Source organism: Shinella fusca, assembly GCF_014203155.1.
GTDB classification, from domain to species: Bacteria; Pseudomonadota; Alphaproteobacteria; order Rhizobiales; family Rhizobiaceae; genus Shinella; species Shinella fusca.
The window spans coordinates 21,261-46,071 of sequence record NZ_JACHIK010000020.1; the positions used below are offsets into that span (position 1 = coordinate 21,261).

The 24,811-nt window shown below is 67.5% G+C and carries 28 protein-coding genes; 3 read left to right on the top strand and 25 right to left on the bottom strand.

Translation table 11 applies throughout. The annotated features are described in order from the left end of the window. Positions 1-60: 60 nt before the first annotated feature. The 14 genes from HNQ66_RS20485 to HNQ66_RS20550 form a co-directional block, all read right to left on the bottom strand. Positions 61-1,311, bottom strand: a complete 1,251-nt coding sequence (locus HNQ66_RS20485) for a class I SAM-dependent RNA methyltransferase (RefSeq protein WP_184146224.1) — start codon at positions 1,309-1,311, stop codon at positions 61-63. Beyond that, on the bottom strand, positions 1,308-2,051 hold the full coding sequence (locus HNQ66_RS20490) for a TlyA family RNA methyltransferase (RefSeq protein ID WP_184146227.1): 744 nt from the start codon (positions 2,049-2,051) through the stop codon (positions 1,308-1,310). Before HNQ66_RS20490 ends, HNQ66_RS20485 begins: the two co-directional genes overlap by 4 nt. A gap of 43 nt (positions 2,052-2,094) precedes the next feature. Further along, positions 2,095-2,355 (bottom strand): hypothetical protein, encoded by a 261-nt coding sequence (locus HNQ66_RS20495; RefSeq protein ID WP_184146229.1) that lies wholly within the window; start codon positions 2,353-2,355, stop codon positions 2,095-2,097. A gap of 306 nt (positions 2,356-2,661) precedes the next feature. Continuing rightward, complete coding sequence (gene dxs / locus HNQ66_RS20500) at positions 2,662-4,581, bottom strand: 1-deoxy-D-xylulose-5-phosphate synthase (protein ID WP_184146231.1); 1,920 nt, start codon at positions 4,579-4,581, stop codon at positions 2,662-2,664. 229 nt (positions 4,582-4,810) lie between these two features. Continuing rightward, positions 4,811-5,203 carry a DUF1801 domain-containing protein gene (locus HNQ66_RS20505; protein ID WP_184146233.1) on the bottom strand — a complete coding sequence of 131 codons (393 nt, stop codon included), beginning with the start codon at positions 5,201-5,203 and terminating at the stop codon, positions 4,811-4,813. A 40-nt stretch (positions 5,204-5,243) separates the two neighbouring features. After that, positions 5,244-5,450: a hypothetical protein gene (locus HNQ66_RS20510; RefSeq protein WP_184146235.1), complete on the bottom strand. Its 207-nt coding sequence runs from the start codon at positions 5,448-5,450 to the stop codon at positions 5,244-5,246. Continuing rightward, complete coding sequence (locus HNQ66_RS20515; RefSeq protein WP_184146237.1) at positions 5,447-5,884, bottom strand: SRPBCC family protein; 438 nt, start codon at positions 5,882-5,884, stop codon at positions 5,447-5,449. The genes HNQ66_RS20510 and HNQ66_RS20515 overlap by 4 nt, the downstream gene beginning before the upstream one ends. Further along, complete coding sequence (locus HNQ66_RS20520) at positions 5,881-6,204, bottom strand: ArsR/SmtB family transcription factor (RefSeq protein WP_184146239.1); 324 nt, start codon at positions 6,202-6,204, stop codon at positions 5,881-5,883. The genes HNQ66_RS20515 and HNQ66_RS20520 overlap by 4 nt, the downstream gene beginning before the upstream one ends. Before the next feature lie 285 nt (positions 6,205-6,489). Continuing rightward, complete coding sequence (locus HNQ66_RS20525; RefSeq protein WP_184146241.1) at positions 6,490-7,413, bottom strand: pirin family protein; 924 nt, start codon at positions 7,411-7,413, stop codon at positions 6,490-6,492. 98 nt (positions 7,414-7,511) lie between these two features. Next, positions 7,512-7,889 carry a HepT-like ribonuclease domain-containing protein gene (locus HNQ66_RS20530; protein ID WP_184146243.1) on the bottom strand — a complete coding sequence of 126 codons (378 nt, stop codon included), beginning with the start codon at positions 7,887-7,889 and terminating at the stop codon, positions 7,512-7,514. Beyond that, on the bottom strand, positions 7,858-8,166 hold the full coding sequence (locus tag HNQ66_RS20535; protein WP_184146245.1) for a nucleotidyltransferase family protein: 309 nt from the start codon (positions 8,164-8,166) through the stop codon (positions 7,858-7,860). The genes HNQ66_RS20530 and HNQ66_RS20535 overlap by 32 nt, the downstream gene beginning before the upstream one ends. Before the next feature lie 24 nt (positions 8,167-8,190). Beyond that, the gene (locus HNQ66_RS20540; RefSeq protein ID WP_184146247.1) at positions 8,191-8,436 is read right to left on the bottom strand and encodes an exodeoxyribonuclease VII small subunit; all 246 of its coding nucleotides are present in this window, start codon (positions 8,434-8,436) and stop codon (positions 8,191-8,193) included. Positions 8,437-8,440: 4 nt separating this feature from the next. Continuing rightward, positions 8,441-9,367, bottom strand: coding sequence for a histone deacetylase family protein (locus tag HNQ66_RS20545; protein ID WP_184146249.1), 927 nt, complete (start codon positions 9,365-9,367; stop codon positions 8,441-8,443). 70 nt (positions 9,368-9,437) lie between these two features. Further along, on the bottom strand, positions 9,438-10,580 hold the full coding sequence (locus tag HNQ66_RS20550; protein ID WP_184146251.1) for a zinc-dependent alcohol dehydrogenase family protein: 1,143 nt from the start codon (positions 10,578-10,580) through the stop codon (positions 9,438-9,440). A gap of 21 nt (positions 10,581-10,601) precedes the next feature. Between HNQ66_RS20550 and HNQ66_RS20555 the strand changes: the two genes are divergently transcribed. After that, positions 10,602-11,003 carry an acyl-CoA thioesterase gene (locus tag HNQ66_RS20555; protein WP_343059584.1) on the top strand — a complete coding sequence of 134 codons (402 nt, stop codon included), beginning with the start codon at positions 10,602-10,604 and terminating at the stop codon, positions 11,001-11,003. 6 nt (positions 11,004-11,009) lie between these two features. On the opposite strand, the gene HNQ66_RS20560 is transcribed toward HNQ66_RS20555, so the two are convergent. The 5 genes from HNQ66_RS20560 to HNQ66_RS20580 are packed head-to-tail and all read right to left on the bottom strand — an operon-like array spanning position 11,010 to position 15,725. Next, positions 11,010-12,179, bottom strand: a complete 1,170-nt coding sequence (locus HNQ66_RS20560; protein ID WP_184146253.1) for a thiolase family protein — start codon at positions 12,177-12,179, stop codon at positions 11,010-11,012. Beyond that, on the bottom strand, positions 12,157-13,839 hold the full coding sequence (locus HNQ66_RS20565) for an AMP-binding protein (protein ID WP_184146255.1): 1,683 nt from the start codon (positions 13,837-13,839) through the stop codon (positions 12,157-12,159). The genes HNQ66_RS20560 and HNQ66_RS20565 overlap by 23 nt, the downstream gene beginning before the upstream one ends. A 4-nt stretch (positions 13,840-13,843) precedes the next feature. Continuing rightward, a complete protein-coding gene (locus HNQ66_RS20570; RefSeq protein WP_184146257.1) occupies positions 13,844-14,407 on the bottom strand; it encodes a biotin transporter BioY in 564 nt (187 codons plus the stop codon). A 38-nt stretch (positions 14,408-14,445) separates the two neighbouring features. Beyond that, a complete protein-coding gene (locus HNQ66_RS20575) occupies positions 14,446-15,051 on the bottom strand; it encodes an energy-coupling factor transporter transmembrane component T family protein (RefSeq protein WP_184146259.1) in 606 nt (201 codons plus the stop codon). Beyond that, the gene (locus HNQ66_RS20580) at positions 15,045-15,725 is read right to left on the bottom strand and encodes an energy-coupling factor ABC transporter ATP-binding protein (protein ID WP_184146261.1); all 681 of its coding nucleotides are present in this window, start codon (positions 15,723-15,725) and stop codon (positions 15,045-15,047) included. Before HNQ66_RS20580 ends, HNQ66_RS20575 begins: the two co-directional genes overlap by 7 nt. A gap of 398 nt (positions 15,726-16,123) precedes the next feature. On the opposite strand from HNQ66_RS20580, the gene HNQ66_RS20585 reads away from it, so the two are divergent. After that, on the top strand, positions 16,124-17,314 hold the full coding sequence (locus HNQ66_RS20585) for a winged helix-turn-helix domain-containing protein (protein ID WP_184146263.1): 1,191 nt from the start codon (positions 16,124-16,126) through the stop codon (positions 17,312-17,314). A 25-nt stretch (positions 17,315-17,339) separates the two neighbouring features. On the opposite strand, the gene mazF is transcribed toward HNQ66_RS20585, so the two are convergent. The 5 genes from mazF to HNQ66_RS20610 form a co-directional block, all read right to left on the bottom strand. After that, on the bottom strand, positions 17,340-17,699 hold the full coding sequence (gene mazF / locus HNQ66_RS20590; RefSeq protein ID WP_184146265.1) for a type II toxin-antitoxin system toxin MazF: 360 nt from the start codon (positions 17,697-17,699) through the stop codon (positions 17,340-17,342). Continuing rightward, entirely contained in the window at positions 17,699-17,962 is a 264-nt protein-coding gene (locus HNQ66_RS20595) for an AbrB/MazE/SpoVT family DNA-binding domain-containing protein (protein WP_184146267.1), read from the bottom strand. The genes mazF and HNQ66_RS20595 overlap by 1 nt, the downstream gene beginning before the upstream one ends. A 70-nt stretch (positions 17,963-18,032) precedes the next feature. Beyond that, positions 18,033-19,133 carry a 3,4-dihydroxy-2-butanone-4-phosphate synthase gene (gene ribB, locus HNQ66_RS20600; RefSeq protein ID WP_184146269.1) on the bottom strand — a complete coding sequence of 367 codons (1,101 nt, stop codon included), beginning with the start codon at positions 19,131-19,133 and terminating at the stop codon, positions 18,033-18,035. A gap of 9 nt (positions 19,134-19,142) precedes the next feature. After that, complete coding sequence (aroC, locus tag HNQ66_RS20605) at positions 19,143-20,240, bottom strand: chorismate synthase (protein ID WP_184146271.1); 1,098 nt, start codon at positions 20,238-20,240, stop codon at positions 19,143-19,145. 289 nt (positions 20,241-20,529) lie between these two features. Then, positions 20,530-23,655 carry a bifunctional diguanylate cyclase/phosphodiesterase gene (locus HNQ66_RS20610; protein WP_184146273.1) on the bottom strand — a complete coding sequence of 1,042 codons (3,126 nt, stop codon included), beginning with the start codon at positions 23,653-23,655 and terminating at the stop codon, positions 20,530-20,532. A gap of 282 nt (positions 23,656-23,937) precedes the next feature. Between HNQ66_RS20610 and HNQ66_RS20615 the strand changes: the two genes are divergently transcribed. Further along, a complete protein-coding gene (locus HNQ66_RS20615) occupies positions 23,938-24,201 on the top strand; it encodes a DUF1344 domain-containing protein (protein WP_184146275.1) in 264 nt (87 codons plus the stop codon). Positions 24,202-24,218: 17 nt separating this feature from the next. Here HNQ66_RS20615 and HNQ66_RS20620 read toward each other — a convergent pair whose 3' ends face one another. Further along, the gene (locus HNQ66_RS20620) at positions 24,219-24,800 is read right to left on the bottom strand and encodes a histidine phosphatase family protein (RefSeq protein WP_184146277.1); all 582 of its coding nucleotides are present in this window, start codon (positions 24,798-24,800) and stop codon (positions 24,219-24,221) included. Between the last annotated feature and the right edge of the window lie 11 nt (positions 24,801-24,811).

Genomic DNA, 24,811 nt, shown 5'->3' on the forward strand with positions numbered 1-24,811 from the left:
TCTCCCCCCCTTGTGGGGGAGATGCCCGCAGGGCAGAGGGGGTAACAAACCCGCTAGGCTCTACTTCTCCAGCACCGCCACCGCCTCGACGTGGGCCGACCAGAGGAACTGGTCGATGGGCGTTACGAGGCGGATGCGGTAGCCGGCGGCGGTGAGGATGGCGAGATCGCGGGCAAGGCTCACGGGATTGCAGGAGACGGCGACGATGGTCTTCACGCCGGAGCGGGCGAGTTCCTTGCATTGGTCCTCGGCGCCCGCGCGCGGCGGGTCGAAGACCACGGCGTCGTAGGCTTTCAGCTCCGAGGCCATCAGCGGGCGGCGGAAGAGGTCGCGCCGCTCCACCGTCACGGGCTTGAGCCCTTGTGTGTTGCGCGCGCCGTGGTCCAGCGCCTTCACCGCCTTTTCCTCGCCCTCGACCGCATGCACCTTGGCCTTACGGGCGATGCGCAGCGCGAAGGTGCCGGAGCCGGCAAAGAGGTCGGCGACGCGTTTGGCCTTGCCGAGGGCGGCAAGCACCAGGCCGGCCATCGCCTCCTCGGCCTCCTTCGTCGCCTGCGTGAAGCCGCCGGCGGGCGGGGAAACGCGGACGCCGCCGAAATCGATCTCCGGCTTCTGCGGCTCGATCAGGATCTCGCCGTCGTTCGATACCCGTGCGATGCCGCGCAGCGAAAGGACGCATTGGGTGACGGCGCGCCGCTCCCTGTCACCGACCGTCTTCACGCCCTCGAAGGCAAGGTCGAGGCCGGAAAGCGTTTCGAGCACGGTGAGGCGGAAGGGCTCGCTGGAGGTGGCGATGGCGCCGGCGACGCGGCGGATGTCCTCCAGCCGTAAGACGATGCCGTCGCTGGCGATGGGACAGTGGTCGATGGAGACGATGTGGTGGCTGCCGGCCTGGTTGAAGCCGAGCAGCATGCCCTTTTCCGTCCTGCGCGCGGTGAAGACGACACGGCGGCGCTCGCCGGGCCGGGCGATGACGAGCGGCGCCACCTCCGGCGTCAGGCCCTTCGATTTCAGCGCCGCGACGACGAGGTTGCGCTTGAAGGGGTGGTAGAGCGCATCGCCCGCATGTTGCAGCGTGCAGCCGCCGCAGGTGCCGTTCCTGCCGTCCGGGCCGAAATGCACGCAGGGCGGCGTCACGCGCTCGGGCGAAGCCACCGACATGGACATGACGGTGGCGTGGTTCTTCACCCGCGCGACGGCGACGACCTCGCCGGGCAGGGTGAAGGGCACGTAGACGGGGCCGGCGGACGTATCGGCAATGCCGTCGCCGCCCGAGCCGAGCCGGGCGATGGTGAGGGTTTCCGTCGTCATGGCTTTCGCCCTCCAAGAAGGAATTCGTGATTGCCGTCGCCGCCGGTGATGGGCGAGGGGATGAGCCCGAGGCTCCGCCAGCCCATGTCCTCGACGAGCCAGCGCTCCATCTCGGCGGCGACCGCGGGCGCGCTCTCCGGGTCCTTCAGGAGACCGGCCTTGCTGATCGCCTCGCGCCCCGCCTCGAACTGCGGCTTGACGAGCAGCACGCAGAAGGCGCCGGGCTCGGCAAGCGCAAGGGCCGGCGGCAGCGCCAGCTTCAGCGAGATGAAGGAGACGTCCGAGACCACCGCGCCGACGGCGTCGTCGCCGATGTCGTCACGCGCAAGGCCGCGCGCGTTCAGCCCTTCGCGGTTGCTGACGCGCGGATCGTCCCGCAAGAGCGGATGAAGCTGATGATGGCCGACGTCAACGGCAACCACATGCGCCGCACCCCGCTCCAGCAGCACTTGGGTGAAGCCGCCGGTCGAGGCGCCGATGTCGAGGCAGGCAAGCCCTCTCGGATCGAGGCCGAAATGGTCGAGCGCCGCCGTCAGCTTTAGCGCGGCGCGCGAGACATAGGCCTGCGCCGGATCGTTGATGGCGAGCACGGCCGAGGCGGGAAAGCCGGCGCTCGGCTTGGTGACGACGCGCCCGTCCACGCTCACGGTGCCGCGCGCGATGGCATCGCGCGCCCGCGAGCGGCTGGCGACGAGGCCGGCATTGAGGAGAAGCTGGTCGAGGCGGGTGGTTTCAGACATGGCCTCTCATGACGCCTTGCAGAACAAGAGGCAAGCCCCAGCCTCAAAGCGCGGCAAGGGGGGTATTCGAATCGGGGCCGGTATCGGCGGAAACGCCCTGCGACTGTATCTCCAGCCGGGACCTGCGCACGATGGTCCGGTCGTCGTTGATGCCGAGCGATTTGCGCAGTTCCGGCAGCTTCTTCTGGAGAATGGCGATGGCCGCCGTCTCGATCACCGGGTCGTAAGCGGGCCGCTCCCAGGCGGCCGCGATCGGGGCATGGCAAAAGGTTGCGGCAAATACCGCAAGCAGCACGCGGCGCATTCGTGGAAATCCCTGTCCGGTCTTTATTCCTTGGCGGAAAGACTAGCAGCCGGAGGTTTCGCAACGGCCAAGGGATGTGGTTACGCGCTTGCAAAACGGGATGGTTGAGGAAAGGTGAGCTGTTTTGGAAAGCTGCCCCTCATCCCGCTGCCGCGACCTTCTCCCCGCAAGCGGGGCGAAGGGGCAGGAGGTTGAACTTTCCCTTACTCGGTGGGCGTTTTATTCGGGAAAACGGAGCGGCATCCCCTTCTCCCCGCTTGCGGGGAGAAGGTCCCGGCAGGGGGATGAGGGGCGGTTTCGCGAGGTTCACCCCGCCGCGCCGATACCCGCGCCCTTCTGCCCCAATGCCTGGAACACCGTCGCGACGATGCCGGCGCGGTCGAGGCCGGCTTTGACATACATGGCCTCGGGCTTGGCCTGCTCCATCCAGATATCCGGCAGCACCATGGGGCGCACCTTCAGGCCTTGCTCCAGCAGCCCTTCCAGCGCGAGGAACTGCAGCACATGGCTGGCGAAACCGCCGATGGCGCCTTCCTCGATGGTGATCAGCACCTCGTGGTGGCGGGCGAGCTGGCGGATGAGGTCGTGGTCGAGCGGCTTGGCGAAGCGCGCGTCGGCGACGGTGGTGGAAAGCCCCGCCGCATCGAGGTCCTCGGCCGCCAGAAGGCAATCGCGAAGGCGGGTGCCGAAGGAGAGGAGCGCCACCTTGGAGCCCTGCTTGACGATCCGGCCCTTGCCGATCTCGAGGATTTCCCCGCGCGCGGGCATGTCGACGCCCACACCCTCGCCGCGCGGATAGCGGAAGGAGATCGGGCCCGCGTCATGGGCGGCGGCGGTGCGAACCATGTGCTTCAGCTCCGCCTCGTCGGCGGCGGCCATCACCACGAAGCCGGGCAGGGTGGCGAGATAGGTCGTGTCGAAGGAGCCGGCATGGGTCGGCCCGTCCGCACCGACGAAGCCGGCGCGGTCGATGGGAAAGCGCACGGGAAGGCCCTGGATCGCGACGTCGTGCACAACCTGGTCGTAGCCGCGTTGCAGGAAGGTGGAATAGAGCGCGCAGAACGGCTTGTAGCCTTCGGCGGCAAGGCCGGCGGCGAAGGTCACGGCATGCTGCTCGGCGATGCCGACGTCGAAGGTGCGGGCGGGATAGGCCGTCTTGAACTTGTCGATGCCGGTGCCGGCCGGCATGGCGGCGGTGATGGCGACGATCTTCTCGTCGAAGCCCGCCTCCTGCACCAGCGCCTCGGCGAAGACGGAGGTGTAGGCCGGCGCGTTGGGCTTGGCCTTCGCCTGCGCGCCGGTGATGACGTCGAAGGTGTTGACGCCGTGGTACTTGTCGGCGGCCGCTTCCGCCGGCGGATAGCCCTTGCCCTTCTGCGTCACGACATGGATCAGCACGGGGCCCTTGGCGTTGTCGCGCACGTTGCGGAGCACCGGCAAAAGGTGCTCGAAGGAATGCCCGTCGATGGGGCCGATATGGTAGAAGCCCATCTCCTCGAAGAGCGTGCCGCCGGTGACGTAGCCGCGCGCATGCTCGACGGCGCGGGTGATCGCCCGGTCCACCTTCTTGCCGAGATAGGCCGTCAGCTTCTTGCCGAGGTCGCGGAAGCCCATATAGGTGCGGCCGGAAGCAAGGCGCGCGAGATAGGCGCTCATCGCGCCGGTCGGCGGGGCGATGGACATGTCGTTGTCGTTGAGGATGACGATGAGGCGCGCGTCGAGCGCGCCGGCATTGTTCAGCGCCTCGTAGGCCATGCCGGCCGAAAGCGCCCCGTCGCCGATGACGGCGATGACGTTGCGCTTCTCGCCGGAAAGGTCGGCCGCCACCGCCATGCCGAGGCCAGCGGAGATAGAGGTCGAGGAATGGGCGGCGCCGAAGGGGTCGTATTCGCTCTCCGCCCTGCGGGTGAAGCCGGAAAGGCCGTCCTCCTGGCGCAGCGTGCGGATGCGCTCGCGCCTGCCGGTGAGGATCTTGTGCGGGTAGCACTGGTGGCCGACGTCGAAGATCAGCCGGTCGTGCGGCGTATCGAACACCTTGTGGATGGCGATGGTCAGCTCCACCACGCCGAGGCCCGCGCCGAGGTGGCCGCCGGTGCGCGAGACGGCGTCGACCATCTCGGCGCGCAGCTCGCTTGCCAGCTGCGGCAGGTCGCGGTCCTCGACGGCCTTCAGGTCCGCCGGAACGCGGACCTTGTCGAGCAGGGGGGTGGCTGGCGTCTGTGTCACTCTATGCCTCGTTGTCGCGCCCGGTTGCGAAAGCTCCGTTGCGAAGCCCGCGCCGGATATGCGGTCCAAACCGCGCTTGCCTGTCAAATGCAGAATGCGGCGCGCGATTTCAACCGTTTCGACAAGTCTAGAGCGTATTTCGCCCGATTGATACCGCCCAATCCGACGCATTGCTGCGTTGTGTCGGGCAATTCGGGCATTTTGCGGACGGGGGTTTCCGGGCGGCGGCCTACTTCTTCTTCCGGGCGCGCATGGACCGGTTCAGCGCCACGGCGGCGCGGATGAGCGCCTTCAGCGCCTCCTCGTCGATTTCCGCGCCCTCGTGGACGTCGATGGCGCGGCGCGTGTTGCCGTCGAGACTGGAATTGAAGAGGCCGGCCGGGTCCGCCAGCGACGCTCCCTTGGCGAAGGTCATCTTCACCGCCGCCTTGTAGGTCTCGCCGGTGCAGACGATGCCGTCATGCTCCCAGACGGGAACGCCGCGCCACTTCCATTCCTCGACGATATCGGGATCGGCTTTCTTGATCAGCGCGCGCAGCCGGGCGAGCGTCTCGCCGCGCCAGTCGTTGAGTTCGGCGATGCGCCTGTCGATCAGCCGGGCGGGGGTGTCTGTTTCCGTCATGCCTTGTCCTTTCGCTAGCAGGGTCCTTTCGCTACAGCCGTCAGCCGTGCCGCCATCGCGCGACATAGGGCAGAACGAAGAGATAGAGCCCGCTTGCCAGAAGCAGGATGAGGGGAAAGAGGGCGAGGAGGCCGACCCAGAGGGGCGGCTGCCCTCCGGTCATCGCCGCGATGTTGACGAGCACGGCGAGCGTGAAGGCGATCGAAAGCCAGCGATGGACCTGGCGGATATTCAGCGTCCAGTTCATTTTCGTTCCCCTTCCTGTTTCAGTTCCGCCAGAACCCGTTCGAGGTTCGTGAAGTTCTGCTCCCAGCCATGGCGCGCGCCGCCGAAGGCCTGCTTCTGCTCCGGCCGGAAGCCGGTCTGCTCCATGCGCAGCAGCGTGCCGGAGCCCGTGGGCGTCAGCGTGAAGCTGACCACGCTTCTAAGGTCGAAAGCCGGGTCGGCATGCGGGTGGTTCCAGGTGTAGGTGAGGGTTTTCCCGGGCTCGACCGCAATGACGTCGCATTCGACGCTGCCCCAGTCCCCGCTGAGGGTGAACCTGTGGCCGACGACCGGCGCGAAATCGTTGCGCATCAGCCATGCGGCGATGAGATGCGGCTGCGTCAGCGCGCGCCAGAGCTTTTCCGGCGGATGGGCGATTTCGCGCTCCACGACGACCGAGCGTATCTCCGTGTTCATTGGTCCATTCTCCTCAGCAGATTTTCGAGATCGTCGAACCGCGCCTCCCAGAACCGGGTCATCCGGCCGGTCCAGTCGACCAGCGGCGCGAGCGCGTCAAGTTGCGCGCTGTAATGGGTCTGCCGGCCCTCGTGGCGGTCGCGCACGAGGCCCGCCTGCTTGAGCAGGCTGAGATGTTTCGAGACGACCGGCTGCGAGACGCCCGCCTTCGCCGTCAGCGCGCCGACCGTCTTCTCGCCCTCGCGGCAAAGCCGCTCGAAAAGCGCCCGCCGCGTCGGATCGGCCAATGTGCGGAAGAGGATGTCGTGGGGCTCGGTCAAAATCCATACCTCAATGGCTATGGATTTTTATATAGCTGGATGGCTATGGGTTCGTCAAGCCGGCAAGAAAGCCCGCCACCCTCTCCGTCGTCATCCTCGGCCTTGAGCCGAGGATCCACGCCCCACGCTAAGCCGTCGCCGTGGCATGGATGCTCGGGTCAAGGCCGAGCATGACGACGGAGAGGGCGGAGAGGCAGGAGAAGACAGAGGAACAGGAACGGCCGGAGATACAGGAGAGGCCGGAGCGACAGAAGGGAGAGGAGAGACACGAGAGGCCGGCGAGCATCACCCCTCCGGCAGGGGGATGAACTCCTCCTCGTCGCCGGGCACGATGTCGAAGCGGCCGGTGCGCCATTCTTCCTTGGCCTGTTCGATCCGCTCCTTCGAGGAGGAGACGAAATTCCACCAGATGTAGCGCTTCGAGCCGAGCGCCGCCCCGCCGAAGAGCATGATGTGACAGCCTTCCGGTCCGGCCCTCAGCGTGATCGCGTCGCCCGGACGGAAGACGAGCAGCCGGTCGGCCTCGAAGAGATCGCCCGAAACGTCGAGCGTGCCGGAGAGCACGTAGACCGCGCGCTCCTCCCAGTCGGCCGCAAGCGGCGCGGCGGCGCCGGGGGCGAGCGTCAGGTCGGTATAGAGCGTGTCCGTCGGCACGCCGACGGGCGAGGCGTGGCCCTCGTATTTGCCGATGATCGTGCGCCCGGTGATGCCGTCCGCCGAGAAGGTCGGAAGCTCCCCCTTCGTGGTGTGCGAGAAGACGGGCGCCATCTCCTCCTGGCTGTCGGGTAGCGCCAGCCACGTCTGGAGGCCGGAAATGGATTGCGGCCGGCCGCGCAGGTTTTCCGGCGAGCGCTCGGAATGCACGATGCCGCGCCCCGCCGTCATCAGGTTCACGTCGCCGGGGGCGATGACCATCTCGGTGCCGAGGCTGTCGCGGTGCTTGATCTCGCCGTCGAAGAGATAGGTGACGGTGGAAAGGCCGATATGGGGATGCGGGCGCACGTCGATGGCCTCGCCCGCCCGCAGCAGCGCGGGGCCCATGCGGTCGAAGAAGATGAACGGGCCGACCAGCCGGCGCTTCGCCGTCGGCAGCGCGCGCCGCACCCCCAGCCCGCCGATGTCGCTGGTGCGCGGAATGATCAAAAGGTCCAGCGCATCGCACGCCGCCGCATCGCCGGCCTCGGGGTCTTTTCCCGGAAAGAAGCTCATCGCACCCTCCTGTGATGGTTCGTGGAAGGCATGCTAGCGGCAGGCGGAGGAGAGGGATAGGCCGGCCGGCGTTGACGGTGTGTCGCCGCCGCGGAATGTCAGGAGCCGTCGTCCGGCAAACGGCCGGCTGCTTGCCTCGCATCGGCAAGAAGCGCGGGCAGACGCTCTACGACAATCGACCAGACAATGTCTGCGTCGAGGTTGTCGTAGACATGGCGGATAACGTTGCCGAGGTCGCGAATTTGCCGCCATGGATGCTGCGGCAGCATGGTCTCGGCCTGCGCCCCCAGTTTCACCGCCGCTTCGGATATTCTGGACAGGCAACGTTCGGTGGCATCCCGCGTGCGCCGGTCCTTTGCGAACGAATCCCGATCCATGTCGGCGGTGTATTCCAGAATGGCCTCAGCATTTTCCGCGATATCGAGGAAACGGGTTTTGGGTCGGCTAGAAGGCAACGATCCGTTCCCGCTCGACATTCCGGCGCAGCCGATCTTTCTGGATCGGCTCGGGCAGGACATCGACGGCCCGCCCCGTGAAGCTTTCGATCATGTTCTTGAGATCGGCGAGAGCACCGAAATAGCCGAAGCCCGATTGCCGCACCGGCTCCGACAGCTTGACGAGCACGTCGATGTCGGACTGGTTCGTGTGATCGCCTCGCGCCACCGATCCGAACAAGGCGACATGCTCCGCCCCCGCAGCCTCAAGTTCGGCGCGGTGCTCCAGCAGTTTCGCGATGATCTCGTCCTTCGTCATGGCTTCATGCTACCATGACGGGCATCAGCCGTCGAGCGGCTCGGTGCCCTGGGGCTTGCCGGCGCGGTCGAGGCGGATCTTCTCGATGCGGTTCTCGGCGGCCGAGAGAAGCGTCTCGCAATGCTTCTTCAGCGCCTCGCCGCGCTCGTAGATCTCGATGGAGCGGTCGAGCGGCACGTCGCCGCGTTCGAGGGCCGCGACGATCTTTTCCAGTTCCTCCACGGCCTGCTCGAAGGAGAGGGCGGAGACGTCGGGGGCGGGTGCAGTCATGGAGTCAGCCTCTCATCAGGCGGAAGATATGGGTGGCGGCGGATTCGGCAAGGCCTTCGAGGTCGTAGCCGCCTTCCAGCAGGCTGACCACCCGGTTATTCGCCGATTTTTCGGAAAGGTCCATCAGCTTGCCCGTCGCCCAGTCGAAATCGTCGGCGACGAGGTTGATCTGCGCCAGCGGGTCGCGGTGATGGGCGTCGAAGCCGGCGGAAATGATGATGAGGTCCGGCTTGAAATCGGCGACGCGCGGCAGCACGCGCGAGCGGAAGGCCTCGCGGAAATGATCGCTGCCGGTATCGGGCGAAAGCGGCGCGTTGACGATGTTGCCCGCGCCCGTCTCGTCCTTCGCGCCCGTGCCGGGATAGAGCGGCATCTGGTGCGTCGAGCAGAAGAGCACGGAGGGGTCGGCAAGGAAGATGTCCTGCGTGCCGTTGCCGTGATGCACGTCCCAGTCGACGATGGCGACGCGCTCGGCCCCGTGCGCCCTCTGCGCATGGCGGGCGGCGATGGCGGCATTGTTGAAAAAGCAGAAGCCCATCGCCTTTTCGCGCTCGGCGTGGTGGCCCGGCGGGCGCGCGGCGACGAAGGCATTGTCCGCCTTGCCGGAAAAGACCGCATCGACCGCCGCGACCGCCCCGCCGATGCCCGTCAGCGCCGCCTGGAGGCTGGCGGGGCTCGCATGCGTGTCGGCCTCGAAATGGTTGATGCCTTCTTCCGGAATCACGTCCATCACGGCGCGCAGGTGGCTTTCGGGATGGGCGAGCAGCACGAAATCCTCGTTCGCCTGCGGCGCGGTCTTGCGCTGGAGAGCGGAAAAGCGCTCGTGCTCCAGCGCAAGGTTCAGCGCGCGGATGCGGTCGGAGCGCTCCGGGTGACCCTCCGGCGTATGGTGCTCGAGGAAAATCGGGTTCTCGAAGAGAAACGTCGTCATGGCCGGAGGCTACCCATTGGAGATGGCAAGGTCCACGGGAAATGGGCCGGTCCTTCCGCCTTTTCAACAGTCACGGCGCCAGAAGCAGTTTTCCCTTGCGCGCCGGATCCTCCTGCCGGGCGAGGGCCGCGGCAAGCTCGGACAGCGGAAAGACGCCGTCGATCGCCGAGCCGAGCACGCCGGCGCGGATCCCGGAAAAGCTGCGCGCGAAAGCGTCCTCGATGGCCGCGCGCGGGGCGGAATGCACCCAGTTGCGCAGCCAGAGGAAGGAGAAGGAGACCGCCTCGCGCCGCGCCGAAACCAGCACCGGGTCGAGCTGCGCGCCGGAGAGCGCGCCATACTGGATGAAGGCGCCGCCGGAGCGGATCCGCCGGAAGAGCGCATCTCCGGCGGCCCCGCCGACGGCATCGAGCACCGCATCGAGCATCGGGGCGGACTGGACGGCGATCTCGCCGGAAAAGCCCTCCCGCAGCCGCGCGGCCGTGGCGGGGCTGCGCACCAGCGCGACGGGCCGGAAGCCGGCGTCGGCCAGCAGCGCCAGCAGCATCTTCCCGATGGCCGAGGCGGCGGCGGTGACGCCGACGCGCCGCCCGTCCGCCGCGCCGAAATGCGCGCTGACGGCCTCGACCAGCCGGAAGGCCGTCAGCGGGTTCACATAGGCCATGGCCGCCTGATCGTCCGAAAGATCGTCCGAAAGATCGTCCGGCACGGCAAAGCACCATTCGGCGGGGCGGACGAGATATTCCTGCCAGAGCCCGCTTGCGCCGATGGGCAGGACGCGCTGGCCGACGAAGAAGCGGGAGGCGGTTTGCGGCTCACCCCCCTCTGGCCTGCCGGCCATCTCCCCCACAAGGGGGGAGATCGGATGGGGCACCGTTTTCCTCCCCTTCAGCGACGCAGCATGAGCAGGGTTCCAGCCTCCTGCCGATCTCCCCCCTTGTGGGGGAGATGGCCGGCAGGCCAGAGGGGGGTAGGCTTCCGCCACCCCATCTCCCATCCGCACGATCTCGCCCACGCCCTCGAATCCGGGCACGAAGGGCAGGGTCGTGCGGCTGCGATAGGCGCCGGTGACGGGGATGAGGTCGGAAGGGTTGATCGCCGCGCGGCGGATGCGGATCTCCACCTCGCCGGGTCCGGGCGCGATGCGCTCCGCCTCTTCGATGCCGACCGCTTGCCGGGGCTCGCCGAACGCTCTAACAACGGCACGAAGCATGGTGTGACCTTGGGACAAGACGTGGAACAGGCGGCAGACATCACGGTCGGCGAGGTCCGGATACCCTTCCGCGATATAGACATGCACGGCCATATGCACAATGCCGCCTATTACGCCCATGCCGAGGCGGCGGTGGCGGGCCTCTGGCGGCATCGCCCGCAGGGGGAGAACGACCCCGTCTATTTCGTCCGCAAATCCGGCTGCACCTTCCACCGCGGCCTGCGGCTGGACGATGTCGCCCGCTTCAAGGTCGCCGTCACGCGCATCGGCGCGACCTCGCTCACCTTCGCCGTCGCGATCACCTCGGAAGGTGCGCCGGTCGCGGAGCTGGAGATCGTCTGGGTCGCCGTCGATCCCGCAACGCGCCAGCCCGTCAACGTGCCGCAGACGGTGCGCGACTGGCTGAAGGCCTTCCTTTCCTGACGCCCTTCACGCGCGCCGGAAGAGCGCGGCGATCCCCATGCCGCCGCCGATGCCCATCAGCGCAAGCCCTTCCGTGCCCGCCGGCTCTTCCCGCATCTGCGCGAAAAGCCGCGTGACGAGGATCGCGCCCGACGCGCCATAGGGATGGCCGAGCGCCAGCGCCCCGCCGTCGCGGTTGACGGATGCTGGATCGATGCCGAGCGCATCGAGGCTGGCGAGCACCTGTGCGGCGAAGGCCTCGTTGAACTCGGCGAAGGGGATTTTCGCCGCATCGAGCCCGGGGTTGCGTACGGCAAGCTTTTCCATGGCCGGCACGGGGCCGAGGCCGAGCAGGTTGGGATCGACCCCGGCCACCGCGCTGTCGACCACCTCCAGCAGCGGGGAAAGGCCGAGGGCGCGCGCTTCGGCCAGCGAGGTGACGAGCACCACGGCCGCGCCATCGTTGACCGGGCAGGCATTGCCCGCCGTCACCGTGCCGTCCGGCCGGAAGACGGGCTTTAGCGCGGCGAGCCTTTCCAGCGAGGTGTTTTCGCGCGGGCACTCATCGCTGCGAATGTCCCCGACAGGCACGATCTCGCCGTCGAACCGCCCGGCCCGCTGCGCGGCGACGGCGCGGCGATGGCTTTCAAGCGCGAAGGCATCCTGCCGTGCGCGGCCGATGCTGGCGTGGGCGGCGACGTTTTCCGCGGCAATCCCCATGTCCGGATCGCCCACCGAATCGGGCGCCATGCGGGCGCGGGGCACGGGCTCCGGCGTGCCGCCGGGCTCTGAAGCAGGGCGGAAGCGCAGATGCGCCCGGCTGGTGCTCTCGGTGCCGCCGGCAAGGTAGAAGCGGCCGGCCCCGGCCGCGATCAGCCGCGCGGCAAGGGCGATCGCCTCCAGCCCCGAGCCGCATTGCCGGTCCACCGTCATGCCGGGTATCGAGACGGGAAGGCCGGCCTCCAGCGCGGCAAGGCGCGCAAGGTTCCCGGCGCTGTTGGCCGCATTGCCGAGGATCACGTCGTCGACGGCACCGGGAGCAAGCCCCGTTTCGGCAAGGATGCGGCGGATGAGCGGCGCGGCAAGGCTTGCCGGCTCGACGGCGGCAAGCGATCCGCCCTTGCGGCCGATCGGCGTGCGGAACGCCGCGGCGATAACGGGAATGCGCGCGGGATCAATAGAGCCGTTCGAGCGCATCGCTGTCCTCCGCCACCCATTGCCGCACCGTCTTCGCCTCGACCTTGCCGGAGGGCGTGACCGGCAGGGCGCGGCAGAGCCACAGCCGGCGCGGCTGCTTGTAGCGCGGCAGAACGGCGTCCATCGCCGCCTTCAGCGCCGCCGCCGTGAGGCCGGGCGCCGCCGGCTCGACCACGGCGACGAGCTCGCTGCCGAGATCGGCATGGTCGAGGCCGAACACGTGGGCGGCCCGCACGCCGGCAAGGCCGGTCAGCGCCGCCTCCACCTCGGAGGGATAGATGTTGTTGCCGCCGGAAAGCACCATGCCGCCGGAGCGGCCGAGAAGATGCAGCGTGCCGTCTTCTTGGAGGAAGCCGAGGTCGCCCACCGTGGCGAGCGTCCCGAAGCGCGCCGGCTCCGCGCCGAGATAGCCGGTGGCGACGAGCGGGCTTTCGACGAAGATCGTCCCCGTCTCGCCGGCCGGCAGCGCCGCGCCCGCATCGTCGCGAACCGAAAGCCGCACGCCCGGAAAGGCCTTGCCGACCGCGCTGGCGGAGGCGGCATCGCCCGGCGCGGTGACGGTGATGAAGCCGAGTTCCGACGCGCCGTAATATTCGCGCAGCGCCGCTTCAGGGAAATGCGCCGCGCAAAGCGCATGGTCGGCGGCCGTCAGCTTGGCGCCGGCAACGGTGACGGCCGAGACGGTGGTGACCGGCGCGCCTTCGCACAGCCGCCGCAGCATGGTCGGCACCAGAACGAGGCGGCGGATGCCCTCCGCCCGGATCGCCGTCCGTGCTTCCACGGCATCGAAATGCCGGGCGGAATGGAAGGTCGCGCCGGCAAGCAGCGTCTCCGTCATCGCATAGAGCGCAAGGCCGTGGGCGAGGGGGCCGGGGGCATAGGTGCCGGTCTTGGCATCGATACCGAAGAACGGCGCGCCGCTCGCAAGGCTCACGCGCCAGGAGCGGCGGTCGCGGATGATGGGCTTCGGATCGGCCGTGGTGCCGGAGGTGAAGACGATCAGGAACGGCCCGTCGTCGTCCCCTTCCGGCAGCGAGCAGGGTGATCGCCCATGGCGTTCGGCGGGTGCCACCTGCCCCTTCTCCCCAGCGGGGAGAAGGTCGCGGCAGCGGGATGAGGGGGAGCCGCTGGCAAGATGCTGAAGCCTTGCCCCCTCATCCGACCCTTCGGGCCACCTTCTCCCCGGCGGGGAGAAGGGGAAAGAGGCAATAGCCTGCCCAATGCGATTTCCCTGCGGCAGCGGGGAAGCATCGGGTGCCGCGCTTTCGGCAAGGCGTAGCGCCTCGCCGCTTTTCCGGGCGGAAAGGAGGAGGTCGGGGCCCTCGGCGGTGACGACTACGTCGGGAGCGAGCTTTTCGAGAAGGCGCCCCCGCGTCGCTTCCGGCAGGTGCGGGTCGATCAGCGCGGCGCAGGTGCCGCCGGCCGTCGCGGCGGCGAAGGCGGCGGGAAAGAGCGCGTGGTTGCCGGTGAGAAGCGCGACGAGCCGGGTTTGCGGCCCGATAAGGCTTGCGCCCGCCGGGGCGAGCGCCGCGAAGGCGGCATGGGCCTGCCGGGCGGTCGCGGCAAGGCTTCCATAGGAAAGAACCCGGCCCTCGATCTCGAAGGCCGGGTTTGCGGGGATGCGCGCGGCGTGCCGTTCGAGGGCGCCGGAAAGCGGCATCGGCTCAGGCGCGCTGCGGCAGCAGCGGATAGCCGGCGAGCACCGCCCGGCCGGCCAGCATGGCGACGAAGGCCTTGATGAGGTCGCCCGGCAGGAAGACGAGCGAGGCGGCGGCCGTCCCGAAGAAGGCCTTGCCGCTCATATAGGCGAGCCACGGAATGCCGAAGAGGTAGACGACCGCGATGCCGCCGACGACGGAGGCCGCAAGGAAGGAGAGGAACTGCGAAAGCTCCGCCTGGTCTTCCTTGACGAGGCGCTCGGCGATCAGGCCGCAGACATAGGCGCCGGGCGCGAAGCCGACGAGATAGCCCGCGGTTGGGCCGGCGAAGACGGCAAGGCCGCCGCGCCCGCCGGAAAACACCGGCAGGCCGATGGCGCCCAGCAGCAGCACGAGCAGCACCGCCGCCGCGCCGCGCCTGGCCCCGAGAATGCAGCCGGCGAGCATGACGCCGAGCGACTGCGCGGTGATCGGCACGGGGATGAAGCCGAGCGTGATCGGCGGCAGCAGGCCCAGCACCACGATGATGGCGGCGAAGAGGGCGACGAGGACGATGTCTCTGGTGCTCATGTCGAAAATTCCTCGAATGGACAGGATCGGGTGGGTGCTTAGTGCCGCCGAAAGCCGCGGGCGTCAATCGCCATGGCGATCGTATCGGCATCCTTCAGCGTCAGGATGATGAGCGGAACGAGCGTGGTGAGCGGGCGCACCGGCAGGCCGCGCGCCCGGTGTGCTTCGGCGATATCCCGGTAGCGCGAAAGGATTTCCGGCACGAAGCGGATGACGAGGCCGACCGCGAGGCTGACATCCGCCGCGCGGACGAAGCCGTAGCGCTCCAGCGGTGTGAGGAGCCGCGCGATCTCGTCCATGAAGGCGGAAATGCCGGTCGTCGCCGTGACGGCGGCGGCAAGCAGCACCAGCGCGGCAAGGCGGCAGAAGACGACGGCGGCCTCGTGCGGCGAGACGAAGACATAGTTGGCGGCGGCGACGAGAAGGACGGTGAAGAGGACGAACCGCGTGCGCCGGAACGCTTGCCCGGTCCCGATGCCCGTCGAAAGCAGCAACCACGCCGAAAGCGCGAGCGCCGGCACCAGCAGGCGAAGGTCCGAAACGACGAAAAGCCCGACGGCGGCGGAAAAGAGCAGGACCAGCTTGCCGCGCACCGGCATGCGGTGCAGCGGCGAATCGCCTTCGATGTCGAGCGCGTTCAGCATGCCGCGATCTTCCGGTAGGCGCCGATGGCCTCCGCCGGGCGCGAATCCGCCGCAAGCCGGCCCTCGTGGAAGACCAGCACCCGGTCGAAGCCCTCGATGAGGGCGAGGTCGTGCGTGATGACGATGACCTGCTCGGGCAGGCTCGCGACGGTGCGCTCGATCAGCGCGCGGTTCTTCAGGTCGAGCTGGTTGGTCGGCTCGTCGAGGATCAGCAGGTCCGGCCCGGTGACGAGCACGCTGGCAATGGCCGCAAGCTGCGTCTCGCCGCCCGAAAGCTCATGCACGCGGCGGCGGGCGAGATACGCGATGTTGAAGCGGGAAAGGATCGCCTCCGTCCTCTCGGCGATCTCCGCCTTGGCAAGGCCCCGGTTCTTCAGGCCGAAGGCGATATCCTCGGCAAGGATCGGCAGGATCATCTGGTGCTGCGGGTTCTGGAAGATGAAGCCGGTCTTTCCCCGCGCGGCCTTCTCGTCGGCCACGGTATCGAGCCCGTCCACCGTCACCGAGCCCTCGGTGGGCTTCACCAGGCCGTTGATCAGGCGCGCCATCGTCGTCTTGCCGGAACCGTTGAGGCCGACGATGCCGATGCGCCGTTCGGAAAGCGCAAGGTCCAGCGGATGGAGCGCGACACGCCCGGCATAACGCACCGTGGCGGCGGTAAAGACGATATCCAAGAGCGGTTCCCGGTTCGCAGAAATTCGCGGCGAGCTATAACACGACGGGCGGTAAAGAAAACCGCGGGGGCGATTGCATGTGGATTGAAGACCCCTCCTCACAGTGGGAAAGGGTATCGCCTATGGCAGGCGGCTGCCTCTTCCCCTTCTCCCCGGCGGGGAGAAGGTGGCCCGAAGGGTCGGATGAGGGGGCAAGCGTGCTGTAGTGCGCCAGCGGCCCCCTCATCCCGCTGCCGCGACCTTCTCCCCGAGGGGGAGAAGGGGCAGGCGGCATCTGTCGACGTCCATATGCGATTGCCCTGTCCCGTGTTGGGGGAGATGCCGGCAGGCAGAGAGGGTCTTGAACATGGAAAGAAAACCGGGTGGAACAAACCGGGAATATATGCCTATCATCCGGCATGACGATTCTCCTTTCCAATGCCGAGGCCCGGCGCATCTTCCTCGCCCGACAGGGGCTCAGCGCGCCGCCCGGCCGCATGCTCGGCAAGGCGGGCCTGTTGCAGCTCATCCACGATATCGGCTTCGTGCAGGTCGACAGCATCGCCACCGTGGAGCGGGCGCATCACCAGATCCTCTTCTCGCGCAACCAGACCTACCGGCGCGAGCACCTTGCCGAGCTTCTCGAAGAGGACGGCGAGCTTTTCGAGAACTGGACGCACGACGCCTCGATCATCCCCAGCGCCTTCTTCCGCTACTGGAAGCACCGCTTCCGCCGCGAGGACGAAACGATCCTCGAGCGCTGGCGAAAATGGCGCGAGCCGGGCTTCGAGGAGGCTTTCGGGGAGACCTATGAGCGCATCGCCTCGGGCGGCGCGGTGCTGTCGCGCGATCTTAAGGCGGAGGACCACAAGTCCGGCGGCTGGTGGAACTGGCACCCGAACAAGACCGCGCTGGAATATCTCTGGCGCACCGGCAAGGTGGGGATCGCAAGGCGCGAGAATTTCCAGAAGGTCTACGACCTCGTCGAGCGCGTGCTACCGCCGCATCATCATGCGCCCGACGTCGACCACGACGCCTTCGTCGACTGGGCCTGCCGCAGCGCGCTCGAAAGGCTAGGCTTTGCCACGCACGGCGAGATCGCCGCCTTCTGGGCCCTCATCTCGCCGGAAGAGGCGAAGGCCTGGGTGGAGGCGCACCGCGACGAGCTGCGCCTCGTTTCCGTCGAGCCCGCTGACGGCGGCAAGCCGCGCGCCTCGCACGCCTTCGCCGGATTCCCGGGCAGTCTCGGCGACATCCCCGAGCCGCCCCAGCGCCTGCGCGTCCTCTCGCCTTTCGATCCGCTGATCCGCGACCGGAACCGCACCGAACGGCTCTTCGGCTATTTCTACCGCATCGAGGTCTTCGTGCCGGAGCCGAAGCGCCAATACGGCTACTACGTCTTCCCGCTGCTGGAGGGCGACCGCCTCGTCGGCCGCATCGACATGAAGGCCGACCGCAAGGCCGGCACCCTCGACGTCAGGCGCCTCTGGTGGGAACCGAAGGTCCGCGCCTCGGCGGGGCGGATGGAGAGGCTGGAGGCGGAACTGGCCCGGCTTGCGAAGTTCACGGGTGTCGAGGACGTGCGCTGGCTGGAGGGGGCGCGAGGCTAGAGGGTGTAGCTGCCAGTCGACACGATCAGGCGGGGTCGATCATGCTGACCACGCGGGCGGCGATCTCGTCCGTGAGATGGTCATCCAGCGTTTCCACGTAGCGCGCGGACTTGTTCTTCACGCGCTCGGCGATATCCAGCGCCCTGACCTGGTTGCAGAGAGCGACGCCCGTGGTCCTGTGGCCGGAAATGTTCACCGCAAGGCCGGCATTGCGGGTGAACTGCCCGCCGGTCGTGACCGGCACCACAAGGCACATGCCCACCGCGTTGATTTCGCGCGGTGTGATGACGACGCAACGATGGTCGTCCTTCATCTCGCGGCCGACGACCGGATTGAGATCGACGATGAAGACGTCGCCGCGTTTGGGAATATTGCTGCGGACCATCAGAAGACTTCGTTGCCGGTGCGTCTCCCGCCCTGCCAGGCTTTGGCTTCCTCGCCGAGCGTGGCCATCTCGTCAGCCCCTTCCAGAAGCTCGGCGAGCGTGTATCTCTTCTTCGGCTTCCGGGGCGTGGCCACGAGCGATCCGTCGCTCACCGCCAGCGTCAGCTCGGTTCCCACCTCGGCGCCGAGCATCTTCAAAAGCGCCGGCGGAACGCTGAAGACCGTCGCGCCGCCCTGCCGGCGGATCTTTGCCGTAATCGTCATGCCATCGCTCCTCTATGTGCTACATAAATAGCACATAGAGGAGCGATGGCAAGAAGCCCGCAAATCTGCCTCAGCAGAGATCCGTGGACGTGATGCGGATGCCGAAGCCTTCGAGACCGACATAGTGGCGCTCGCGGGAGGCGAGGAGGCGGATGGAGCTGATGCCGAGGTCCTTGAGGATCTGCGCGCCGAGGCCGATTTCCAGCCATTCGCTTTCGCGCGCCTGTGCCTCGTCGTGGCCCTCGCGGTCGTGCTTGCCCTTCCGGGCGGTTTCGGACTGGCCGACGCCGACCGAGCCTTCGCGCAGGTACACGATCACGCCGCGGCCTTCGCCGGCGATGCGCTTCATGATGGCGTCGATCTGCCGGTCCGCGCCGAAGACGTCGCCGCCGACATTTTCGAGGTGCAGGCGCACGGGAATGTCAATGCCGTCGCGGATGTCGCCGAAGACGACGGCGAGGTGCTGCATCGGGTCCCAGGGCAGGGTGTAGGCATATGCCTTGGCCTTGCCGCCGGGCGTGTCGATGTCGAAGCTGCCGACCTGCTCGATCAGCGTTTCCTTGCGCTGGCGATAGGCGATGAGGTCGGCGACGGAGACCTGCTTGAGGCCGTTCTTCTCGGCGAAGCTGGAGACCTGCGGGCCGCGCATCACGGTGCCGTCGTCGTTGACCAGTTCGCAGATGACGCCGATCGGCGGCAGGCTCGCCAGCTTGCAGAGGTCGACGGCCGCCTCCGTATGGCCGGAGCGCATCAGGACGCCGCCCTCGCGGGCGACGAGCGGGAAGACGTGGCCGGGGCGCACGAAGTCGCTCGGGCCGACATTCGGATTGGCGAGGTTGCGCACCGTCAGCGTGCGGTCGTCGGCCGAAATGCCGGTTGTCGTGCCGTGCTTGAAATCGACGGAGACGGTGAAGGCGGTGGTGTGGGCCGAATCGTTCTCCGCCACCATGGCGTTGAGGTTGAGGCGCTTGGCCTCCTCGCGCGGCATGGGCGTGCAGACGATGCCGGAGGTGTGGCGCACGATGAAGGCCATCTTCTCCGGCGTGCAGTGCACGGCGGCGACGATGAGGTCGCCCTCGTTCTCGCGGCCGTCGTCATCGGTGACGACGACGATCTCGCCGGCCTCGAAGGCGCGGATGGCGTCGACGACACGCTTCTGGTCGTAGCTCATGGCAGAATCCTATTTCAGGCGGCCGGTCTGGCCGCGGTCGCGGAGATAATGGTCGGCAATGGCGCAGGCGACCATCGCCTCGCCGATGGGCACGGCGCGGATGCCGACGCAGGGGTCGTGCCGGCCCTTGGTGCGCACGTCGACATTGTTGCCGTCGGCGTCGATGGAGCGGCGCTCGGTGAGGATCGAGGAGGTCGGCTTGATGGCGAAGCGCGCGATCACCGGCTGGCCGGTGGAGATGCCGCCGAGGATGCCGCCGGCATGGTTGGACAGGAAGATCGGGTTGCCGTCGTTGCCCATGCGCATCTCGTCGGCGTTCTCCTCGCCGGTGAGCTCGGCCGAGGCGAATCCCTCGCCGATCTCGACGCCCTTGACGGCGTTGATCGACATGAGGAGCGCGGCGATATCCTGGTCGAGCTTGCCGTAGATCGGCGCGCCGATGCCGGCGGGAACGCCCTCGGCGACGACTTCGACGACCGCGCCGATGGAGGAGCCGGCCTTGCGGATACCGTCGAGATACTCTTCCCAGACGGGCACGATGGCGGGATCCGGGGCAAAGAACGGGTTGTTGTTCACCTCGGCCCAGTCCCAGTTGTTGCGGTCGATCCTGTGCTTGCCGATCTGCACCAGCGCGGCGCGCACGACAAGGCCGGGCACGACCTTGCGGGCAAGGCCGCCGGCCGCGACGCGTGCCGCGGTCTCGCGGGCGGAGGAACGGCCGCCGCCGCGATAGTCGCGGATGCCGTATTTGACGTCATAGGTGTAGTCGGCATGGCCGGGGCGGTAGCGCCGGGCGATCTCGCCGTAGTCCTTGGAGCGCTGGTCGGTGTTCTCGATCAGCATGGAGATCGGCGTGCCGGTGGTGATCATCGTTTCGCCGTCCTCGTCCGGCATCACGCCGGAGAGAACCTTGACGAGGTCGTCCTCGCGGCGCTGCGTGACGAAGCGCGACTGGCCGGGCTTGCGCTTGTCGAGCCAGGCCTGGATTTCGGCGAGCGTGAAGCGGATGCCGGGCGGGCAGCCGTCCACCACGCAGCCGAGCGCCGGCCCGTGGCTTTCGCCCCAGGTGGTGACGCGGAAAAGATGACCGAAAGTGTTATGCGACATGAGCGGACCCGGACCCGATGGGAAGTTTGTCCACCAATAGGTGGAAAGCCACCTATTAGTGGAAAATTGCGGGCAGGGACAAGGGTTTCGCGCCATCCGCGTCGTTATGTCGAGGATTGCCCCTCATCCCCCTGCCGGGACCTTCTCCCCGCAAGCGGGGCGAAGGGGGTGATGCACCGCCTTCCCCAAGGCGATGGGCGTCATGATGGAGGAAAAGATCGGCCCCTTGCTCCTTCGCCCCGCTTGCGGGGAGAAGGTCCCGGCAGGGGGATGAGGGGCTGTCCGCCTCCTACGACGCCAGCTTCCAGCGCATTTCCTGCCCGAAGGCGAGGAAGGCGTCGCGGGAGAGGGGTTTGGCGAAGGCGTAGCCCTGCAGGAGGTCGCAGCCGAGGAGGCCGAGCATTTCGGCGTGCTGCATCGTCTCCACGCCCTCCGCCACGATCTCGATGCCGAGCGAGCGGCCGATCTCGATGATCGAGCGCACCAGCGCCTGCTCGTTGTGCGAGGACAGGATGGGCGCGACGAGCTGGCGGTCGATCTTCAGGCGCTTCGGCTTCAGCTTCAGCAGGCTGACGATGGAGGTGTGGCCGGTTCCGAAATCGTCGATCTCGATGTCGATGCCGAGCGCCTTGATGCGCGCGAGGTTGGCGAGCACCACGTCGTCGCTCTCGTCGAGGAAGATCGATTCCACCAGCTCGAAGGCGATCTGGCCGGGCTGGATGGAAAGGCCGGTGAGGCTTTCGATAAGGCTCTCGTCGCGCAGGCGCCGCGCCGAGACGTTGACCGAGATCTTCGGCATGACGAGCCCCTGCGCGGCCCAGCGGGCGCAGTCGAGAAGGGCCTTTTCCAGCACGATCCGGTCGAGCGTCGCCATGACGTTGAGGTCTTCGGCGATCTTCAGGAAGCGGTCGGGGGCAAGCAGGCCGTCGCGCGGGTGGTTCCAGCGGATCAGCGCCTCCGCGCCGGCGAGCTTCAGCGTGCCGGCGTCGATCTGCGGCTGGTAGTAGGGCACGAATTCGTTGTTCTCGATGCCGGCGAGGATGTCGTCGGCGATGCGCTTGTTCGAGATGATCTCGGCCTGCAGTGCCTCGGTGAAGAATTCGTGCCGGTTGCGCCCGAGGGCCTTGGCCCGGTAGAGCGCGATATCGGCGTTGACGAGGAGTTTCGCCGTATCGATCGACCGCCCCTCGGCGAGCGCGATGCCGATGGAGACGCCGAAGCGGCACAGGTGCCCCTCATATTCCACCGGCTGCTGCATCAGCGTGATGATGCGGCGGGCGAGCGTGCTGAGATAGGCTTCGTCCGTGGTGTTGGTGACGACCACGACGAATTCGTCGCCGCCGATGCGCGCGACGATGTCGCCCTTGCGGGTGGAGGCGTGCAGCACCTTGGAGGCGTGGACGAGCAGCGCGTCGCCCGCGGCATGGCCGAGCGTGTCGTTGATCTGCTTGAAGCGGTCGAGGTCGATGTGGAGGATGGCGGCGCGCACGTCCACCAGCTCGCTGAGCCCGGCGATCTCCGTCAGCTCGTCGTCCAGCATGCGCCGGTTGCCGAGGCCCGTCAGCGGGTCGTGCAGCGCGTTGTGCTCGATGCGCACCTTCGCCTGCTCCAGCTCGACATTCTTGGCGTCCGCCTGTTCCTTCGCCGCCTTGAGGTGTTCGCGCAGCGCGACGTCCTCCGTGACGTCGAAGGCGAGGCCCACGAGCTTGCGGGTGCCGCCGTGGCCGTAATGGATCTTGCCGACGGAACGCACATGGCGGATTTCGCCATCGGGCAGCACGACGCGCGCCTCGTGCGCATAGGGCAGGTCCTGCGCGGTGCAGCGCTCGACATTCTCCAGGATCGAGGCGCGGTCGTCCGGATGCACGGTGCCGAGCCAGTCCTCGTGGGACACGATGCCGTCCGTGAAGGTCAGGCCGTAGAGCTGGTGCATGCGCGGATCCCAGAAGGTCCGCCCGACGTCGAGATCGGCTTCCCACAGGCCGCATTCGTAGGAATCGAGCGCGAGGTCGAGGCGCTGCGTCAGGCGGGCGAGCTCGGCGTTCTGCACCTCGGCGTGCTCCTTGGCGCTCTTCAGCGCCTCGTTGAGCAGCACGTCCTCGGTGACGTCCCAACTGATGCCGGTCAGCTTCTCCTCGCCGTTCGGGCCGATGAGGCGGGAGCCGACATTGCGGATGTGGCGCCAGCTCCCGTCCGGCATGCGGATGCGGTACTGTGACTTGTATTCGTTGCCGCCGGCGCGGATGACGTCCATCTCCGCCTTGGCCGTCGGGGCGTCGTCGGGGTGGAGCGCCGCGCGCCAGGCGCTGTCCTGCGGCGTCTCGTTCTCGGGAAAGCCGTGCAGGCGGTGCATCTGCGCATCCCAGTTGCGCGCGCCGGTGGCGAGCTCGATCTCCCAGATGCCGATCTTGGAGGCGTCGAGCGCGATGTCGAGGCGCTGGGAGAGCGACTGCACCTGCCGCTCGCGCGCCTTGAGGCGGGCGATGTTGCGCTGGCGCTCGCTGACGAGGCCGCCGGTCAGGAAGATCGGCAGGATGATGATGAGCGCGGCGGCGGCGATGATGAGCCTCAGGCGCGCCAGATTGCCGGGCGGATGATGCCAGCCTTCCGCGGGAATGGCGGCGAGCTCCCACCGCCCGCCCGGAAAATCGAGCACCTGCACGACGGGTTCGCTCTCGAAGACCTCCACGTCGCCGAAGAACGGATCGACGATGTTGTCCGCCACGCTGACGTCGCGGATCGCCAGCCGGATATCGCGGGCGTGCCCGGCAATGCCTGGCGAAAGATGCCGGTCGCCGTCGATGAGGCCGGCATCGGTGAAGAGCTTCCTTTCGTCGATCAGCCCGTCGATATAGCCCCAGAGATAGGGCCGCGCGTCTATGTTGGTGAAGACCGGGATGAAGAGGTTGAAGCCGCGTCCGCTCCTGGCGAACTCGATGGGACCGGACATCAGCGGGCGCCCCTGCGTGCCGTCCGCCTCCGCGGCCATGCGGAAGGAGCCGAAGCGGTTGAAGTCGGTGCCGATATAGTGCCGGCTCCGGTCGAGCGGGAAGGCCTGCGCGACCTTTCCGCCCGGCGCCACGCCGACGCGGCGGAAGTGCGGGTTCTGCAGCAGGAGCTTGCGGGCGAAGACGGAAAACTGCGAGGCCGCCTGATCGGGCGCGGCGGAGAAGAGATTGGCCACGCTGCGCAGCGCCGCGACGTTGCCGTTCACCTCGCTCTGCAGCCGGGCGCCGACCAGCGCGAGGTCGCCGGCGACATGGCTTTGCAATTCGTTGCGGTAGACGCCCTCGTTCTGGCGCTCGTAGAGGATGCCCGCCGTCAGGATGACGCAGCCGGCGATCGCGGCCGGGACGAGCGAGGGCTTCGCCCATTCTGCGATGGACGCCACGGCGCGGCGGAATGCGGCGGTCAAAGGCAAGAATGCGGTCCCCGATGATGCCAGGAACCATAGGGATGTTTCATTAAAATTGCATTTATAACTCGCTGAAATACTTGCGCTTCCCCTGAAACGGCAGGGGTGCGCGGCGGCGGGTTCGCCGCATTTGTCGGACAAACCCGGGGATGACGCGGCCGCGCGCCTTGATTCGCGCATCCTTTCCGGCTTTCCTTCCCGCAAGCGGGCGAATTTCGCCATATTTGGGGGGCATCTGACGTGACCGGCAAGAAGACTGATTCATTCCCAGGGATTCACAAGATGCGGTTGCTCATCGCGGCTCTGATGGCCACGGCCTCTTTCCTTTCACCGCTCGTCGCCTCTGCCGAAAGCGCGGATGTCGAGGCCGTGATCACCAAGGTCGATACCGCCAACCTCAGCCTCTCGCTCGACGACGGCAAGAAGTACCAGGCGCCGGAAGAGTTCAATTTCGAGGGGCTGGAGCCGGGCGTGAAGGTGCTGGTGTTCTACACCGAAGTCGACGGCAAGCGCGTCATCAACGACCTCGAAGTGCTGCAGCAGTAGCGGGCTGTCGCTGCCCCTCAGAGCCAGTTCATCCCCGTCCCGTCGAGCCGCAGGATGCGGTCCTGGTGGATGAGGGCGTTGGCGGCCTCCTCCTCGCTCATGCCGTGGAGGCGAAAGGCGGCGCGGAAGACGCCGCCGTGGCTGACGCAGACCGTCGGCCGCGTCACGTCGGCGAGGAAGGAACCGATCCGCCAGCAGAGGATCTCGTAGCTTTCGGCCGCTTCCCCCGGCGGAATGAAGTTCCACTTGGAATGGCTGCGCTCTTCCACACGCTCGGGCGCGTGCGCCTCCAGCTCGGCCAGTGTGAAACCCTCCCAGTCGCCGAAGGAGACTTCGACGAGGCGCGGATCGGTGCGGTAGGCGAGGGGGTCTAGGCCCATGGCCCTGCGCAAAATCTCCATCGTCTCGCGCGTGCGCCCGAGCGGGCTTGCCACGAAGTCGAAATCTGAAACCGTATCGCCGAGAATGCCCTTGAGGGCGAGGCCGTTGCCGGCCGCCTGCCTGCGGCCGGTCTCGTTGAGCGGGATGTCCTTCTGGCCCTGCAGCCTGCCTTCTGCATTCCACGCGGTCTGGCCGTGTCGGATCATGTAGAGGAGCAAGGCGGCGTCCT

Coding starts and splice junctions, on each gene's coding strand:
- HNQ66_RS20525 (WP_184146241.1), bottom strand. CDS start 7,413: ATGAGCTTCTTTCCGGGAAAAGACCCCGAGGCCGGCGATGCGGCGGCG.
- HNQ66_RS20485 (WP_184146224.1), bottom strand. CDS start 1,311: ATGACGACGGAAACCCTCACCATCGCCCGGCTCGGCTCGGGCGGCGAC.
- HNQ66_RS20545 (WP_184146249.1), bottom strand. CDS start 9,367: ATGACGACGTTTCTCTTCGAGAACCCGATTTTCCTCGAGCACCATACG.
- HNQ66_RS20585 (WP_184146263.1), top strand. CDS start 16,124: ATGACGATTCTCCTTTCCAATGCCGAGGCCCGGCGCATCTTCCTCGCC.
- HNQ66_RS20530 (WP_184146243.1), bottom strand. CDS start 7,889: ATGTCGAGCGGGAACGGATCGTTGCCTTCTAGCCGACCCAAAACCCGT.
- HNQ66_RS20515 (WP_184146237.1), bottom strand. CDS start 5,884: ATGAACACGGAGATACGCTCGGTCGTCGTGGAGCGCGAAATCGCCCAT.
- HNQ66_RS20575 (WP_184146259.1), bottom strand. CDS start 15,051: ATGCTGAACGCGCTCGACATCGAAGGCGATTCGCCGCTGCACCGCATG.
- HNQ66_RS20550 (WP_184146251.1), bottom strand. CDS start 10,580: ATGCTTCGTGCCGTTGTTAGAGCGTTCGGCGAGCCCCGGCAAGCGGTC.
- ribB (WP_184146269.1), bottom strand. CDS start 19,133: ATGAGCTACGACCAGAAGCGTGTCGTCGACGCCATCCGCGCCTTCGAG.
- HNQ66_RS20565 (WP_184146255.1), bottom strand. CDS start 13,839: ATGCCGCTTTCCGGCGCCCTCGAACGGCACGCCGCGCGCATCCCCGCA.
- HNQ66_RS20540 (WP_184146247.1), bottom strand. CDS start 8,436: ATGACTGCACCCGCCCCCGACGTCTCCGCCCTCTCCTTCGAGCAGGCC.
- HNQ66_RS20535 (WP_184146245.1), bottom strand. CDS start 8,166: ATGACGAAGGACGAGATCATCGCGAAACTGCTGGAGCACCGCGCCGAA.
- HNQ66_RS20570 (WP_184146257.1), bottom strand. CDS start 14,407: ATGAGCACCAGAGACATCGTCCTCGTCGCCCTCTTCGCCGCCATCATC.
- HNQ66_RS20560 (WP_184146253.1), bottom strand. CDS start 12,179: ATGCGCTCGAACGGCTCTATTGATCCCGCGCGCATTCCCGTTATCGCC.
- HNQ66_RS20615 (WP_184146275.1), top strand. CDS start 23,938: ATGCGGTTGCTCATCGCGGCTCTGATGGCCACGGCCTCTTTCCTTTCA.
- mazF (WP_184146265.1), bottom strand. CDS start 17,699: ATGGTCCGCAGCAATATTCCCAAACGCGGCGACGTCTTCATCGTCGAT.
- HNQ66_RS20510 (WP_184146235.1), bottom strand. CDS start 5,450: ATGAACTGGACGCTGAATATCCGCCAGGTCCATCGCTGGCTTTCGATC.
- HNQ66_RS20495 (WP_184146229.1), bottom strand. CDS start 2,355: ATGCGCCGCGTGCTGCTTGCGGTATTTGCCGCAACCTTTTGCCATGCC.
- aroC (WP_184146271.1), bottom strand. CDS start 20,240: ATGTCGCATAACACTTTCGGTCATCTTTTCCGCGTCACCACCTGGGGC.
- HNQ66_RS20505 (WP_184146233.1), bottom strand. CDS start 5,203: ATGACGGAAACAGACACCCCCGCCCGGCTGATCGACAGGCGCATCGCC.
- HNQ66_RS20595 (WP_184146267.1), bottom strand. CDS start 17,962: ATGACGATTACGGCAAAGATCCGCCGGCAGGGCGGCGCGACGGTCTTC.
- HNQ66_RS20490 (WP_184146227.1), bottom strand. CDS start 2,051: ATGTCTGAAACCACCCGCCTCGACCAGCTTCTCCTCAATGCCGGCCTC.